At 59.1% G+C, this 14,430-nt stretch carries 12 protein-coding genes; 8 read left to right on the top strand and 4 right to left on the bottom strand.

From position 1 onward, the window contains the following. On the bottom strand, positions 1–535 hold a 535-nt coding region (locus ACR0B8_RS08025; RefSeq protein ID WP_480658015.1), incomplete at its 3' end, for a PLP-dependent aminotransferase family protein. Positions 536–703: 168 nt separating this feature from the next. Here ACR0B8_RS08025 and ACR0B8_RS08020 point away from each other — a divergent pair. Continuing rightward, positions 704–1,465 carry an NAD kinase gene (locus ACR0B8_RS08020; RefSeq protein ID WP_226688238.1) on the top strand — a complete coding sequence of 254 codons (762 nt, stop codon included), beginning with the start codon at positions 704–706 and terminating at the stop codon, positions 1,463–1,465. 258 nt (positions 1,466–1,723) lie between these two features. On the opposite strand, the gene ACR0B8_RS08015 is transcribed toward ACR0B8_RS08020, so the two are convergent. From ACR0B8_RS08015 to ACR0B8_RS08005, 3 genes are all read right to left on the bottom strand, one after another. Then, entirely contained in the window at positions 1,724–3,163 is a 1,440-nt protein-coding gene (locus ACR0B8_RS08015; RefSeq protein WP_226688239.1) for an amidase family protein, read from the bottom strand. 94 nt (positions 3,164–3,257) lie between these two features. Then, complete coding sequence (gene prpE, locus ACR0B8_RS08010; protein ID WP_226688240.1) at positions 3,258–5,147, bottom strand: propionate-CoA ligase PrpE; 1,890 nt, start codon at positions 5,145–5,147, stop codon at positions 3,258–3,260. Between the two features lie 434 nt (positions 5,148–5,581). Further along, positions 5,582–7,855, bottom strand: a complete 2,274-nt coding sequence (locus tag ACR0B8_RS08005) for an NADP-dependent malic enzyme (protein WP_170349321.1) — start codon at positions 7,853–7,855, stop codon at positions 5,582–5,584. A 180-nt stretch (positions 7,856–8,035) separates the two neighbouring features. Between ACR0B8_RS08005 and ACR0B8_RS08000 the strand changes: the two genes are divergently transcribed. From ACR0B8_RS08000 to upp, 7 genes are all read left to right on the top strand, one after another. Continuing rightward, entirely contained in the window at positions 8,036–8,734 is a 699-nt protein-coding gene (locus ACR0B8_RS08000; RefSeq protein ID WP_226688241.1) for a hypothetical protein, read from the top strand. Continuing rightward, positions 8,703–9,800, top strand: a complete 1,098-nt coding sequence (locus ACR0B8_RS07995; RefSeq protein ID WP_480658018.1) for a cupin domain-containing protein — start codon at positions 8,703–8,705, stop codon at positions 9,798–9,800. The genes ACR0B8_RS08000 and ACR0B8_RS07995 overlap by 32 nt, the downstream gene beginning before the upstream one ends. Positions 9,801–9,904: 104 nt before the next feature. Next, positions 9,905–10,297, top strand: coding sequence for a cytidine deaminase (locus ACR0B8_RS07990; RefSeq protein WP_170359280.1), 393 nt, complete (start codon positions 9,905–9,907; stop codon positions 10,295–10,297). A gap of 4 nt (positions 10,298–10,301) precedes the next feature. Continuing rightward, positions 10,302–11,609 carry a thymidine phosphorylase gene (locus ACR0B8_RS07985; protein ID WP_480658258.1) on the top strand — a complete coding sequence of 436 codons (1,308 nt, stop codon included), beginning with the start codon at positions 10,302–10,304 and terminating at the stop codon, positions 11,607–11,609. After that, complete coding sequence (locus ACR0B8_RS07980; RefSeq protein WP_226688243.1) at positions 11,606–12,817, top strand: phosphopentomutase; 1,212 nt, start codon at positions 11,606–11,608, stop codon at positions 12,815–12,817. Before ACR0B8_RS07985 ends, ACR0B8_RS07980 begins: the two co-directional genes overlap by 4 nt. Next, the gene (locus tag ACR0B8_RS07975; RefSeq protein WP_170349315.1) at positions 12,814–13,800 is read left to right on the top strand and encodes an adenosine deaminase; all 987 of its coding nucleotides are present in this window, start codon (positions 12,814–12,816) and stop codon (positions 13,798–13,800) included. Before ACR0B8_RS07980 ends, ACR0B8_RS07975 begins: the two co-directional genes overlap by 4 nt. Beyond that, a complete protein-coding gene (gene upp / locus ACR0B8_RS07970; protein WP_226688244.1) occupies positions 13,797–14,429 on the top strand; it encodes a uracil phosphoribosyltransferase in 633 nt (210 codons plus the stop codon). The genes ACR0B8_RS07975 and upp overlap by 4 nt, the downstream gene beginning before the upstream one ends. The last annotated feature ends 1 nt before the right edge of the window (position 14,430 follow it).

The following is a 14,430-nucleotide window of genomic DNA, read 5'->3' as shown; positions in this document are numbered from 1 at the left end:
TGATCAGCTTGGGCTGGTGCTCTTTCGCCAGCGCCTCGACCTGATCATAATCCAGCATGTTGTCTTCCTTGCGGACGCCGTACTGCACCGCATTGAACCACTTGCCCGACTGGTTGGGGCGCGCGCCGTGGGTCAGGTGACCGCCGGCATCCAGGCTCATGCCCAGAATGGTGTCGCCGGGTTGGATCAGCGCCTGGAACACGCCCTGGTTGGCCTGGCTGCCCGAGTTCGGCTGCACGTTGGCGAAGTCACACCCAAACAGCTGCTTGGCGCGGTCGATGGCCAGGTTTTCAGCGATATCAACGAATTGGCAGCCGCCGTAATACCGCCGACCAGGATAGCCTTCGGCGTATTTGTTGGTCATCACCGAGCCCTGCGCCTCCATCACGGCGGCAGAGACGATGTTCTCGGACGCAATCAACTCGATCTCGTCGCGCTGGCGGCCCAGCTCAGATGTGATCGAGCCAAAAAGCTCAGGGTCACGGTCGGATAGGGATTGGGTGAAAAAACCGGTGTCACGAAGGTTAGCGTTCATGGGGGCTCCACAGGGCTGGGTAAGAATCTTGCGGATTTCCTATCGGAAACGATTCATATGCAAAAGCTGTAAAGCGACGATTTGGCCCGCTACGGCGTCAAGTCTGGCCTATTGGGGAAAGGTATGTTTGTTTCGGAACCAAATGTACAACACCGGAAACCGGAAAAGATGACAAAGAGAATCGCCTTTCTCGCAAGCGACGTCAAAGTGGCGCAATCTGCACGGGAAAGCCTTGTGAAACGGTATGGCAATGCAGCGCCCCGAGATGCGGATGTAGTGGTCGCGTTGGGGGGCGATGGATTCATGTTGCACACACTGCACAACATGCAGCATCTGGACACGCCCGTTTATGGCATGAATCGCGGCACCATCGGGTTCTTGATGAATGAATTCCACAAGGACGATCTGTTGGATCGTTTGGCAGCGGCTGAAGAAGAGGTGATCAACCCGCTGGCGATGCAGGCCATGGATCAATCCGGCAAAATGCACGAAGCGCTTGCGATCAACGAGGTATCGCTGCTGCGGGCCGGTCCGCAGGCCGCGCGGTTGAAGATCAGTGTCGATGGTCGGGTGCGGATGGATGAGTTGGTCTGCGATGGGGCCTTGCTATCTACGCCCGCCGGATCAACGGCTTACAACTATTCGGCGCACGGGCCGATATTGCCTATTGGGTCGGATGTTCTGGCCTTGACGGCGATTGCCGCGTTCCGTCCACGCCGTTGGCGTGGGGCCCTGTTGCCCAAGATCGCGAAGGTTCGTTTCGACGTGCTGGACGCGGATAAACGTCCAGTCATGGCTGACGCGGATTCTGTTTCCTTTCCGGATATAGACTGGGTTGAGATTCGCTCGGAACCCACGATCCAACACCGTATTCTTTTCGATCCCGGGCACGGATTAGAGGAGCGTTTGATCTCGGAGCAGTTCACCTGATCTCTCAAAAGTGAACTTTTTCGAACTTGTGTGATCCAGTTCACAGGCGTTTGACTCACCCTTTGGTAATCTTAACTTGCCCGGAGAACACGCCAAGGTGGGAGTGAGTGGCCACCAGACGGCGTTTTCGAATGATTGCGCAGTTTTCGCGCCGGCGAGGGTAGGTGGTGCTACGCTCGTTGTCAGATTTCCGGGCTTATTTAAGCAAGCGGACCTCGGGTACAAGAACCCGGGGTCTATTTTTGTGATTGAGCGTATTCAAGCGCGTTCTTCCATATTTTGCCATAGCGGCAGGCACATATGACCCACGCGCGCTTCGATCGCGGCGGCGGCGTCAACTGCCATGTCCTCGCGCCACTGACGTGCAGCGATCTGGATATTGATCGGTTGCGGCCCTTGCGGCAATTCGGCCAGACGCGCCGGCACACTAGCGGCAGGAAGCCCCAGGAAGTTCATTGCGTAGGAATAGACCGCACAACCCAGAACCTCATGCACGCCTTCGGGCCCTTCGGTGTCCCGGTCAGGTTTGAAGAAGGGCTGCGGCAGGAAGGGTGACAGGACCAAAGGGTAATCCTGCATGAACAACGACCATTCCCGCGCATAGTGGCTGCGTTTTGCCATTACCTGCAGCAGTTCGGTGCCGAGAATGGGCGGAAACTCCTGAAAATAAACGTCAAAGATATCACGTATGGTTTCAGATCCGGCGGCCTCGATATCGCTTTTCAAAAGGGTCAGAACTTCGCCCATCAGCGCACGGTACCCGGTTCGGCCACAGTCGAATACGTCCGGCGGCGAGACCTCTTCCACCTGATAGCCCGCGTCATTCAGCGCATCGCGCGCGGTGTCCAGGGCCCTGTCGACCTCGGGATGCAGCGCATAGCCAAAGGTGTCTTTGGTGAAGGCTACCTTGATAGGGCCATCCATCGGCGCACCGCGCCAAGGCATCGGGACGTGAAACGGATCACGCGGGTCTGCTGCAATCAGGCTGGGCATCGACAGGTGAAGGTCGGCAGCAGAGCGAGTGATCAGCCCTTGTACTGACATGGATTGCGCCAATAGTCCGCGCTCGGTTTGTTGGCTTGGGTTCCAGGCAGGCACGCGGCCCAGGCCGGGCTTTACGGTAACCCCACCGTTGGCGGCGGCTGGAAACCGCAAGCTGCCGCCAATGTCGTTGCCATGCGCCAACGCCCCGATTCCGGCCATTACGGCAGCCCCTGCGCCCCCTGACGAGCCGCCGGGCGAGATGTGCCGACCCCAGGGGTTCTGCGTGCGCCCATGCAGCGGGTTGTCTGTGTCAGCGCGGAACGAAAACTCGGGCGTGTTGGTGCGCCCAATCACCACCGCCCCGGCGTTTTGCAAGTTACGGACAATCGGCGCATCATCAGGCGCAATCACGTCTTTCAAGGCCACAACGCCATTTGAGGTGGCATGGCCCTTTTGATCGACATTGATTTTTATTGTGACTGGCACCCCGTGCAGCGGACCGGTTTGTGCGCCCTGTGTCCGCTTCTGGTCAAGTGCGCGTGCGCGCTCCAGCGCCTCGGCGCTCAAGTCCTCGACCACTGCGTTCAGGCCGGGGTTGGCCTGATGCATTCTGTCAACGGCGCTTTGCACCGCGTCCTCTGCGCTCAGATCGCCACTGCGGGTCAGGGCGGTCAGGTCGGTGGCGGTCAGACGCCAGATATCCGTATGTGTCATGGGGCCTCACTGTCTTGAGCAGACAGTAGGGGCCTTGTGTCCGGTTGCAAGGGAAAGCCGTGCAGCGGGCGACCAAAGGCCGCCCGAGGCTTGGCTACTGCGCAAAGCCGATGGATTTCAAAGCCACGGTAATTTCGTCCAGAATGGTCGGATCATCGATGGTTGCGGGCATTTTGAATTCCTTGCTGTCGGCAATCGACACCATTGTCCCGCGCAGAATTTTTCCGGATCGGGTCTTGGGCAGGCGATCCACCACAACGGCTTGTTTGAACGCCGCCACCGGGCCGATCTTTTCGCGCACCAGCTTGACCACATCCTGCACCACCTCGCCGTGGTCGCGATCGCAACCCGTGTTGAGACACAAGAAGCCTACTGGCATCTGACCCTTGAGCTGATCCGAAACACCGATCACTGCGCATTCGGCGACGTCAGGGTGGGCGGCCAGAACCTCTTCCATCCCGCCAGTAGACAGGCGGTGACCAGCCACGTTGATCACGTCATCGGTGCGTGCCATGATGTAGAGGTATCCTTCCTCATCAATCATGCCCGCATCGCCGGTTTCATAGTAGCCGGGGAATTGGTTGAGGTACGAGCTTTTGAACCGCTCTTTCGCATTCCACAGGGTTGGTAGTGTACCCGGGGGTAGCGGCAGCTTCACAGCAATCGCACCCAGTTCGCCGGGCTTCATCGGATGGCCACCTTCGTCCAGAATCTGCACGTCATAACCTGGCATCGGCTTGGCGGGAGACCCTAGCTTGACCGGCAATTCTTCGATCCCCAGCGGGTTTCCGGCAATAGTCCAGCCAGTTTCCGTTTGCCACCAGTGGTCGATCACCGGCACTTTCAGCGCGTCCTGTGCCCACTCGATCGTATCGGGGTCGGCGCGTTCACCGGCCAGAAACAAGGCGCGCAGGTTGGACAGGTCGTATTTTGCGATCAACTCACCCGAGGGATCCTCGCGCTTGACAGCGCGAATGGCGGTGGGGGCGGTGAAGAAGCTTTTGACCTTGTGTTCGGAAATCACCCGCCAGAAGGTGCCCGCATCGGGGGTGCCGACAGGTTTGCCTTCGAATACAATCGTGGTGTTGCCATGGATCAGCGGGGCATAGCAGATATAGGAGTGCCCCACGACCCAACCCACATCCGACGCCGCCCAAAAGACGTCTCCGGGGTCGACGTCATAGATGTTCTTCATCGTCCAGTTCAGTGCCACCAAATGACCAGCGGTGGGGCGCACCACGCCCTTGGGTGCGCCGGTGGTGCCCGAGGTATAGAGGATATAGGCCGGATCGTTCCCATCCACAGGCACACATTCCGCAGGTTCGACCCCGTATTGGAAGCCATGCCAGTTAAAATCACGCCCCTCGATCAATTGCGCCACTTCCTGTTCACGCTGGAAAATCACGCAGAAATCGGGTTTGTGGCTGGCCATGTCGATGGCACCGTCCAGCAACGGTTTGTAGTGAACCACGCGGCCTGGCTCCATCCCGCAGGACGCGGCGATAATTGCTTTGGGCTTGGAATCGTCGATCCGCACCGCCAACTCGTTGCTAGCGAAGCCGCCGAACACCACTGAATGCACGGCCCCCAAACGGGCGCAGGCCAGCATCGCCTCAAGCGCTTCGGGGATCATCGGCATATAGATGATGACCCGGTCGCCTTTTTCGATACCCTTCGCCCGCAATGCCCCTGCCAACGTGGCCACGCGGTTGCGCAGCTCGACATATGAAATCTCGCGCTTGGTGTGGGTAATCGGACTGTCATAGATGATGGCCGTTTGCTCGCCTCGGCCACTTTCGACATGGCGGTCTACTGCATTCCAGCAGGTGTTGACCTTGGCATCGCAGAACCATTCATAAAGCGGCGCGTTCTCGTCAAACAGAGCCTTGGTCGGAGGTTGAACCCAATCGATCCCTTTGGCGGCCTCCATCCAGAACCCTTCTGGGTTGTTCTTCCAGCTTTCATATACGTCCTGATAGGCCATGGCGCCCTCCTCCAACACAGCTTTTGGAATGTGTTAGGCATCCTTAGCAAACCGGGCAAGCCGTGCAGCAGATGGCGCGTCAGTTTATCGCAAAATATTTGCAACTTCGGTCACATTGCTATGCAAATTTTTGCAAAATGCGTGCTTTTGAAAGGTTTGTTGGCAGGCGTGTAACGGTTTTGCAAATGTGCAAACTCTACCATGCAAATCATGCGCTACGCAGGAATCAACTTGGCTGGCGTTTTGGCGGGGCATAGGGTCCTGTTCCTTGGGCCGTCTCTGGCAAGTACCTAGTATAAAAGACACGGCGACACAGCATCAAGCGACGCGATGGCATCTGCAACACTGGTCGCAATACCATAACGTTTCCTGTGCACCGCGTAGCAATGACAGGGCTCTTTAGTCCTGTTCTACAGTTCGACCGGGGGGGCGAACTAGCCGTAATGCGTGACCGGAGTGCCGCCAATCGCGGCCATGTTCAGCAATCCACGCGCGGTGATGGACGGGGTCACGATATGTGCCTTGTTTCCCATGCCCATCAGGATCGGCCCAACCTCTAGCCCGTCTGCTTTCATCTTCAGAATATTGCGCACGCCACTGGCCGCATCCGCATGAGCAAAAATCAACACGTTTGCGGCACCTTCTAGACGTGAGTTCGGGAAGATCCGCTCGCGCAGTTCTGGATCCAAAGCGGTGTCCAGGTTCATCTCGCCCTCATAGATGAAATCGCGGGGTTCGCTGTCCAGGATCGCAATGGCATCGCGCAGTCGCCTGCCGGACCCTTCGGCCTGATTGCCGAATTGCGATTGTGAGCAGAAGGCGATCTTGGGCTCGATTCCGAAACGGCGCACATGGCGGGCCGCACCTATTGTGGTCTCGGCCAGTTCTTCAGGGGTGGGCAGTTGCCGCACATGGGTGTCTGCGATGAATAGGGGGCCATCTTCCAGGATCATCAGCGACAGGGCGCCATGGGGGCGCAAGTCGCCATCGTTGAGAACCTGCTCCACGTAGTTCAAATGCCAGCGGAATTCGCCGAACGTGCCGCAGATCATGCTGTCGGCTTCGTCGCGATGCACCATGATGGCCCCGATGGCCGTGTTGTTGGTGCGCATGATCGCCTTGGCCTGATCTGGGGTGACGCCGCGGCGTTGCATGATCTGGTGGTACGAGGACCAATAGTCGTAATAGCGTGGGTCGTCATGTGGGTTGACGATCTGAAAGTCTTGACCCGGACGTACCGCCAGCCCCAGCCGTTCACAACGGGTCTCGATCACTTCGGGGCGGCCAATCAGGATCGGGGTTTCGGTGGTTTCCTCAAGAATGGCCTGGGCCGCGCGCAGCACCCGCTCGTCCTCGCCCTCGGCAAAGACGATCCGGCGCGAGGCGACCGATGCGGCCTCAAAAACCGGGCGCATCAGCAGGGCGGATTTGAACACGGATTGGTTCAGGCGCTCTTTGTACGCCTCGAGATCGGCGATCGGGCGCTTGGCCACGCCACTTTCCATCGCAGCTTTGGCAACGGCCGAAGAGACCACACCAACAAGGCGGGGGTCAAAGGGCTTCGGGATCAGGTAATCCGGCCCGAATGTCAGTTGCTCACCCTTATAAGCTGCTGCGGCTTCGGCGCTGGTGGTAGCGCGGGCCATTTCCGCGATACCCTCTACGCAGGCAATTTGCATCTCGTCATTGATCTCGGTCGCGCCTACATCCAAGGCACCGCGGAAGATGAATGGGAAACACAGAACATTGTTGACCTGATTGGGAAAGTCACTGCGCCCGGTGGCGATGATGGCATCCGGGGCCACCTCGCGCGCGGCTTGTGGCAAGATTTCCGGTGTCGGGTTCGCCAATGCGAAAATGATTGGGCGCTTGGCCATTTTTTCGACCATTTCCGGCTTAAGGACGTTAGGGCCGCTGAGGCCTAGGAACAGGTCGGCGTCACCGATCACGTCGTCCAGAGTGCGCAGGTCGGATTTCTGCGCGAATTGATCCTTATGCGGATTCATATCTTCGGCGCGGCCCTCATAGACCAGCCCATGAATGTCACACAGCCAGATGTTCTCGCGCTTTACGCCCAGTTTGACCAGCATGCTAAGGCACGCGATCCCTGCCGCTCCGCCGCCGGTCGAGACAACCTTGATGTCCTCGAATTTCTTCCCTGAAACGTGCAGTGCGTTTCTGGCAGCGGCGCCTACCACGATGGCGGTGCCGTGCTGATCGTCGTGAAAGACCGGAATGTTCATCCGCTCACGGCACAGCTTCTCGACGGTAAAGCAATCGGGTGCCTTGATGTCTTCCAGATTGATGGCGCCAAAGGTCGGTTCCAGCGCGCAAACGATATCAGCCAGCTTTTCAGGGTCGGGCTGATCGACCTCAATATCAAAACAGTCGATCCCGGCGAATTTCTTGAACAGAACGGCCTTGCCTTCCATCACCGGCTTGGATGCCAGCGCGCCGATATTGCCTAACCCCAGAACCGCTGTCCCGTTCGAGACGACCGCCACGAGATTGCCGCGTGCCGTATAGTGTTCGGCCTCAGCCGCGTCAGCCTTAATCTCAAGGCAGGCCTCGGCCACGCCAGGGGAATACGCGCGGGCCAGATCACGGCCGTTTGCCATGGGTTTTGTCGCCTTGATCTCCAACTTTCCGGGCTTTGGATAGGCATGGTAATCAAGCGCGGCCTGCCGCAGGCTGGGTGTGTCGGACATGGCGTCTCAGCTCCGTTTTCAAATTTGATTTAGCCTTAAACTATTTTTTTCTGCTTGGCTACGTTGTGCGACTTAATTCGGCAAACAAGGCCGTTTTGTCGCTGTGGTTGCTTTCCGTGGCAAAAGACTTAAACTCCCGCGACTTTCGAACACACCCCCTTCTGGACCGAGAATAACAGCATGCGCTCTAAAGAAAACGGCGAGGTTGATAAGACCCTATCGCTGAATACCGGCAAGTTTGGAACTGAACATTTCGCGTTTCGCGCAGCCCTTGTTCTGGCCGTGTTGGTATTGTGTGCGATTTCTGTGTGGCCGATGCAGGCCGAGGCATTCAACCAGGAAGGCGGTCTGATCGAAACAGGTTCGGCCGCGGCATTGCTGGTGGCTGGTATCGCCGCATTGGTACGGTATCGCGGGATCAGCCGGTTATACATCGGCGTGGTTCTGCTGCTGTTGGCGGAACGAGAGCTTGAGGCTGATATTTATGCCGTAGACAGTGTTCCGTACTTCATTCTGCACGGGATGGATGTTCTTCTGGATATGACGATTGTGCGTGTAACCTTGGCGGTGATCGTGCTGGGCGGGGTCGTCTGGCATGGGGTGCCAAATGGGTGGCGGGCACTGAAAGAACGGGCGCCATTTCTGCTGGTGTTCTTTCTGGCGGGTATGTGTGCTGTCGTGGCGCAGGGTCTGGAAGAGGTCAGCAGCGCCTTGGGTGACCAGATGACGACCATCATGGCAACTCGCCTATTCGTGCTGGAAGAAACGCTGGAGATGTTCTTTTCGATTGGCATTTTGGCCGCCGTTCTGATCGGATGGCCAAAATCCAAACCCGATGGAACATCAGATGAGCAAATCCCAAACTCGGACATGCGCTGAAATCCGCCTGCCCACGCAGGAACTGCGCAACGACATCCCGTTTTATACAAAGGTTCTGGGGATGCGGATGGACATGATCTATCCCGCCGACGATCCGCGCACCGCCGTGTTTTCCGGCCACGGCCTGCGTGTGCGGATCGAAAAAGACGCGCCCGAGTCCCCCGGCACGTTGCGCATCCTGACATACAACCCGGATGAATTTGCAGGTGGCCAGCGCAATCTGGTGGCCCCCAACGGCACACGGATCGAGATTGATGAGTTGAACCCGCCAATGGTCATGCCGGAAACGGTGCATTCTTTCGTGGTGCGCCGGCTCAAGGATCAGGCCCCGTGGATCATCGGGCGGGCCGGAATGCACTACCGTGATTTGGTGCCAGACCGGTTGGGCGGATCGATCATCGCCAGCCATATCCGCATTCCTGACGGCGGGCCGGTGCCGGACATGGTGCATTTTCACAAGGTCGGCTTTCAGCTGATTTTCTGCATCCACGGATGGGTGGATGTGGTTTATGAGGATCAAGGCGACAAGATGCGCCTGACCGCGGGCGATTGCTTTATCCAGCCGCCTGAAATCCGCCACCGCGTGCTTGAGGCCTCGGACAATGTGCAGGTGATCGAAATTGGTGTCCCCGCAGAACACGTCACCGAAATTGATCATGAAATGGATCTGCCCACGCCCCATTACCGCCCTGACCGGGAATGGCAGGGTCAACGGTTTGTCTTCAATCAGGCCGAAGGGGCCGAATGGGCCCCGTTCCGCCTGCCGGGTTATATCTGCCGCGACACAACGATTGCCGAGAACACCAAAGGCGTTGCCGGGGTGCAGGTCGTGCGCAAGGGGCAGGGTGATCCGGTTTGGGCTGCACACAACACCGATATCCATTTTACCTTTGTCATGGGGGGCGAGGTCACGTTGGAGGGCGAAGGCCGTAATCCCTATCGGCTGGAGCAGGGCGACGCCTTTGTCATCCCACCCGGCATGCGCACACGTCTGTCCGACCCGTCCGAGGATATTGAACTGCTCGAGGTCACCTTGCCCGGTACGTTCAACACAACGCTGGACTAAGAGGATTTTGGCCCAGGAATCTGCTGTCCGGGGCTTCAACTCCCCGGTCGGTTTCATTTAGGGTATGACTTTCTGACCAGATGATCAAAAATTGGGGAATCGCCATGACTTTGAAAGATGCAGCTCTGTCTGTCCGGGAAAAAGCCTATGCACCCTATTCCAATTTCAAGGTTGGCGCAGCGATCCGAGCTGCGTCGGGCCAGGTATTTGCGGGCTGTAACGTCGAAAACGTGGCTTATCCCGAAGGCACCTGCGCCGAGGCTGGTGCCATCGCTGCTATGGTCGCGGCAGGCGAACAGGAATTGACCGAAGTCTACGTGGTTGCCTCCTCGCCGCAGCCGGTGCCGCCCTGTGGGGGGTGCCGACAGAAACTGGCCGAGTTCGGCAATCGTGACGTCAAGGTGACCTTGGCTAGCGTCGATGGCGCCGAACTGGAAACCACCATCGGTGACCTTCTGCCGGGTGCATTTGACGCCTCGCACATGGCGGATGTCTGAGGTTATGGACGCCCGTTCGATCATTGCCAAGTTGCGCCGCGAACAAGTGCCCAGCGCGGAGGAACTGACCTGGTTCGCGCAGGGCCTTGCCGACGGTGGTGTCAGCGACGCGCAGGCCGGGGCCTTTGCCATGGCCGTCTGCATGGGTGGGCTGGGCGCGCAGGGCCGCGCCGATCTGACGGTGGCGATGCGGGACAGCGGAGACGTTCTAAGCTGGGATTTCGATGGCCCGGTAATCGACAAACACTCGACCGGAGGGGTCGGCGACAGCGTCAGTTTGGTGCTGGCCCCAGCGCTGGCCGAATTGGGGGCTTTTGTCCCGATGATCTCAGGCCGTGGGTTGGGTCATACCGGCGGTACGCTGGACAAGCTTGAGGCCATTCCGGGCGTCAGTACCCAGATCGGGCAGGATCGTCTGACCCAGATCCTGCGCGATACCGGCGCGGCCATTGTCGGCGCGACCGGGCAGATCGCGCCTGCGGACAAACGGCTTTATGCGATCCGCGACGTAACGGCGACGGTGGAAAGCCTGGACTTGATCACCGCGTCGATCTTGTCCAAGAAACTGGCGGCGAGCCCCGAAGCTTTGGTGCTGGACGTCAAGGTGGGCAGCGGCGCGTTCATGAAAACGCTGGAAGACGCCCGCAAGCTGGCAAAGGCCCTGACGGAAACTGCAAATGCAGCAGGGTGCCGGACGTCGGCGGTGATTACGGACATGCACCAACCTTTGGCTCCGGCGCTGGGCAATGCGTTGGAGGTGGCCGAGGTGATGAATGTCCTGACCCACGACCATTACGCTCCATTGGCTGATATTTCGGCGGAACTGGGCGGGGTTTTGATGGCCGATGCCGGTATGTTCGCAACCGCCGATGAGGGGCGCGACAAGATCACCGGTGTGATCCGCGATGGCCGTGTGGCAGAACGGTTCGGCCGTATGATGGCCGCCGTGGGCGGGCCGCTACAGTTTGTAGACAACTGGTCACGCTACCTGCCCGAAGCAAGCGTGATCCTTGAAATTCCGGCACCGGATGCGGGCTACATTGCGGCAATCGACGGTGAGGCGCTGGGCCTCGCCGTGGTCGCCTTGGGTGGTGGGCGGCAGGTCGAAGACGACGTCATCGACCCCGCGGTTGGCCTGTCGGGCATTGTTCGTCTGGGGGACAAGGTCGACAAAGGCACCCCCTTGGCCGTGGTCCACGCAGCCCGCGAAGACGCGGCACGACAGGCGGCCGACACGGTCCTGCGGGCCATCACGATAGGCAAAGACACAGCCATGACGCCAACGCTTGTGCATGAAAGGATCAGGCCGTGACCCGTGCCTTTCTGGTGGTGATGGACTCGGTGGGCATCGGCGGCGCGCCGGATGCGGACCGCTTTTTTAACGGAGAAACCCCCGATACCGGGGCCAACACGCTGGCCCATATAGCTCAGGCCTGCGCTGACGGGCGGGCGGAAGAGGGGCGCTCAGGACCACTGCACCTGCCGAATCTGGATGCGCTGGGATTGGGGGCCGCGGCGCGCCTGGCCTCGGGCGCAGAAACGCCCGGATTGCAGGTCACTCCCGCAGGTCTATGGGGCTGCGCGCGCGAGCATTCACCGGGCAAGGATACGCCTTCGGGACATTGGGAACTGGCCGGGCTGCCGGTGCCATGGGATTGGTACTACTTCCCGGATAAAACGCCGTCATTCCCGCCTGATTTAGCGCGTGCCGCCGCCGAGGCCGCCGGAACCGGCGGCATTCTGGGTGATTGTCACGCATCGGGTACAGCGATTATCGCCGAACTGGGGGCCGAGCATATGCGGACCGGTTGGCCGATCTGCTACACCTCGGCCGACAGCGTGTTTCAAATCGCGGCGCACGAGGAAAGCTTTGGCCTCGACCGTTTGCTGGAGATGTGCAAGGCGCTGGCACCCCGTCTGCACGAAATGAAAGTTGGGCGCGTTATCGCGCGACCCTTCGTCGGATCGCCAGAAGACGGGTTCACCCGCACCACTAACCGCAAGGATTTCGCCATCCTACCACCCGCGCCGGTTCTGACCAACTGGGCACAAGATGCCGGTCGGCGCGTGCATGCGGTGGGTAAGATAGGTGACATTTTCTCGATGCAGGGGATCGACACTTTACATAAGGGCTCGGATGCCGAATTGATGGGGCATTTGTCCGATCTGGTTGATGACGCCGAAGAGGGCAGCTTGACCTTCGCCAATTTCGTCGAGTTCGACAGCCTTTACGGCCACCGTCGCGACATCAGCGGCTATGCCCGCGCGCTTGAATGGTTCGATCGTGAAATCGGCTTGATCCTGCAAAAGCTGCGCCCCGGAGATCTGATGCTGCTGACCGCTGATCACGGTAACGATCCCAGTTGGATCGGCACGGACCACACGCGCGAACAAGTGCCTGTTCTGATCGCAGGGCAAGGTGCAGGTCAGATTGGTGCGATCAATTTCGCCGACGTCGCCGCCAGCATCGCACACCACCTGAATATTCCGGCACAAGGGCCAGGGAAGAGTTTTCTATGACCGTCGCAGACTTGCCAAAGATCGAGCTACACCTGCATCACGAAGGCGCGGCCCCGCCCGCCTTTATCCGCCAGTTGGCGCATGAAAAGCGCATTGACCTGAGCGGAATTTTCAAGCCCGACGGTAGCTATGACTTCCGCGATTTCGCCCATTTTCTCAGCGTCTATGAGGCCGCTTGCGAAGTATTGAAAACGCCCGAGGATTTCCGCCGTCTCACCCTAGCGATCCTCGAAGAAAGCGCGGCGAATGGTGTAGTGTATTCCGAAACCTTCCTGAGTCCTGATTTCTGCGGTGGCGGGGATTTGGATGCTTGGCGCGATTACCTGAGTGCTATTCAGGACGCGGCGGACGAGGCTGAGCGCAAGTTCGACATCACCTTGCGTGGCGTCGTCACCTGTGTCCGCCATTTTGGGCCGGAGCAGGCCAAGATCAGCGCTCATTGCGCTGCAGAAACCGCCGGAGATTGGATTACGGGTTTCGGCATGGGTGGTAATGAGTCTATTGGCACGCAGAGCGATTACAAATGGGCCTTTGACTGCGCGCGCGAGGCCGGGTTGCGCCTGACCACCCACGCCGGAGAGTTCGGCGGCCCCAAAAGCGTGCGCGATGCGATCCGCGATCTGGGGGTGGAACGGATCGGTCACGGTGTCCGTGCCATCGAAGACCCGGACCTGATCCGCGAACTGGTCGACCGCGAGGTTACGCTCGAGGTTTGCCCAGGTTCAAATGTGGTTCTGGGCCTGTTTCCCGGATTTGACGCTCACCCGATTGCGAAACTGCGCGATGCTGGCGTCAAAGTCACCGTTTCCACCGATGACCCGCCGTTTTTCCATACCACCATGCGGCGTGAATATGAGATGCTGGGCAAAGCCTTCGGTTGGGAGGCCGAGGACTTTGCCGCCCTGAACGACACGGCCCTTGCGGCTGCCTTTTGCGATGATGACACCCGCGCGCGGGTCAAGAAAAGACTGGAGAGATCATGAGCGAACACCTGACCGTCGTTGACCACCCGCTGGTGCAGCACAAACTGACGCTCATGCGGGACAAGGGCACGTCCACTGCCGTTTTCCGGCAGTTGCTGCGCGAGATCACGCTGCTGCTGGCCTATGAGGTCACGCGCGAGCTGAAGCTGACTACCCGCCACATCGAAACCCCGATGGAGGAGATGGACGCCCCCATTCTGGCCGGCAAGAAACTGGCGCTGGTGTCGATCCTGCGCGCCGGGAACGGGATGCTGGACGGGGTGTTGGAATTGATACCCTCGGCCCGCGTTGGGTTTGTTGGTCTCTACCGGGATGAGGAAACGCTGAAACCGGTACAGTACTACTTCAAAGCCCCCGAAGGGCTGAAGGACCGTCTGGTCATCGCCGTTGACCCGATGCTGGCTACCGGCAACAGCTCGGCCGCAGCGATTGATTTGCTGAAAGAGGCCGGGGCCACGGATATCCGGTTCCTGTGCCTGCTGGCCGCACCCGAAGGCGTGGAGCGCATGAAAGAATCCCACCCGGATGTCAAAATCGTCACCGCGGCATTGGATCGGGAATTGAATTCAAAAGGCTATATCATGCCTGGTCTCGGCGATGCGGGTGACCGGATGTTTGGCACCAAGTAAG

The sequence above is a fragment of the Ruegeria sp. BH6 genome (assembly GCF_056538105.1).
The sequence above is the reverse complement of the archived record's forward strand: the minus strand, read 5'-3'. Positions and strand labels throughout refer to the sequence as shown.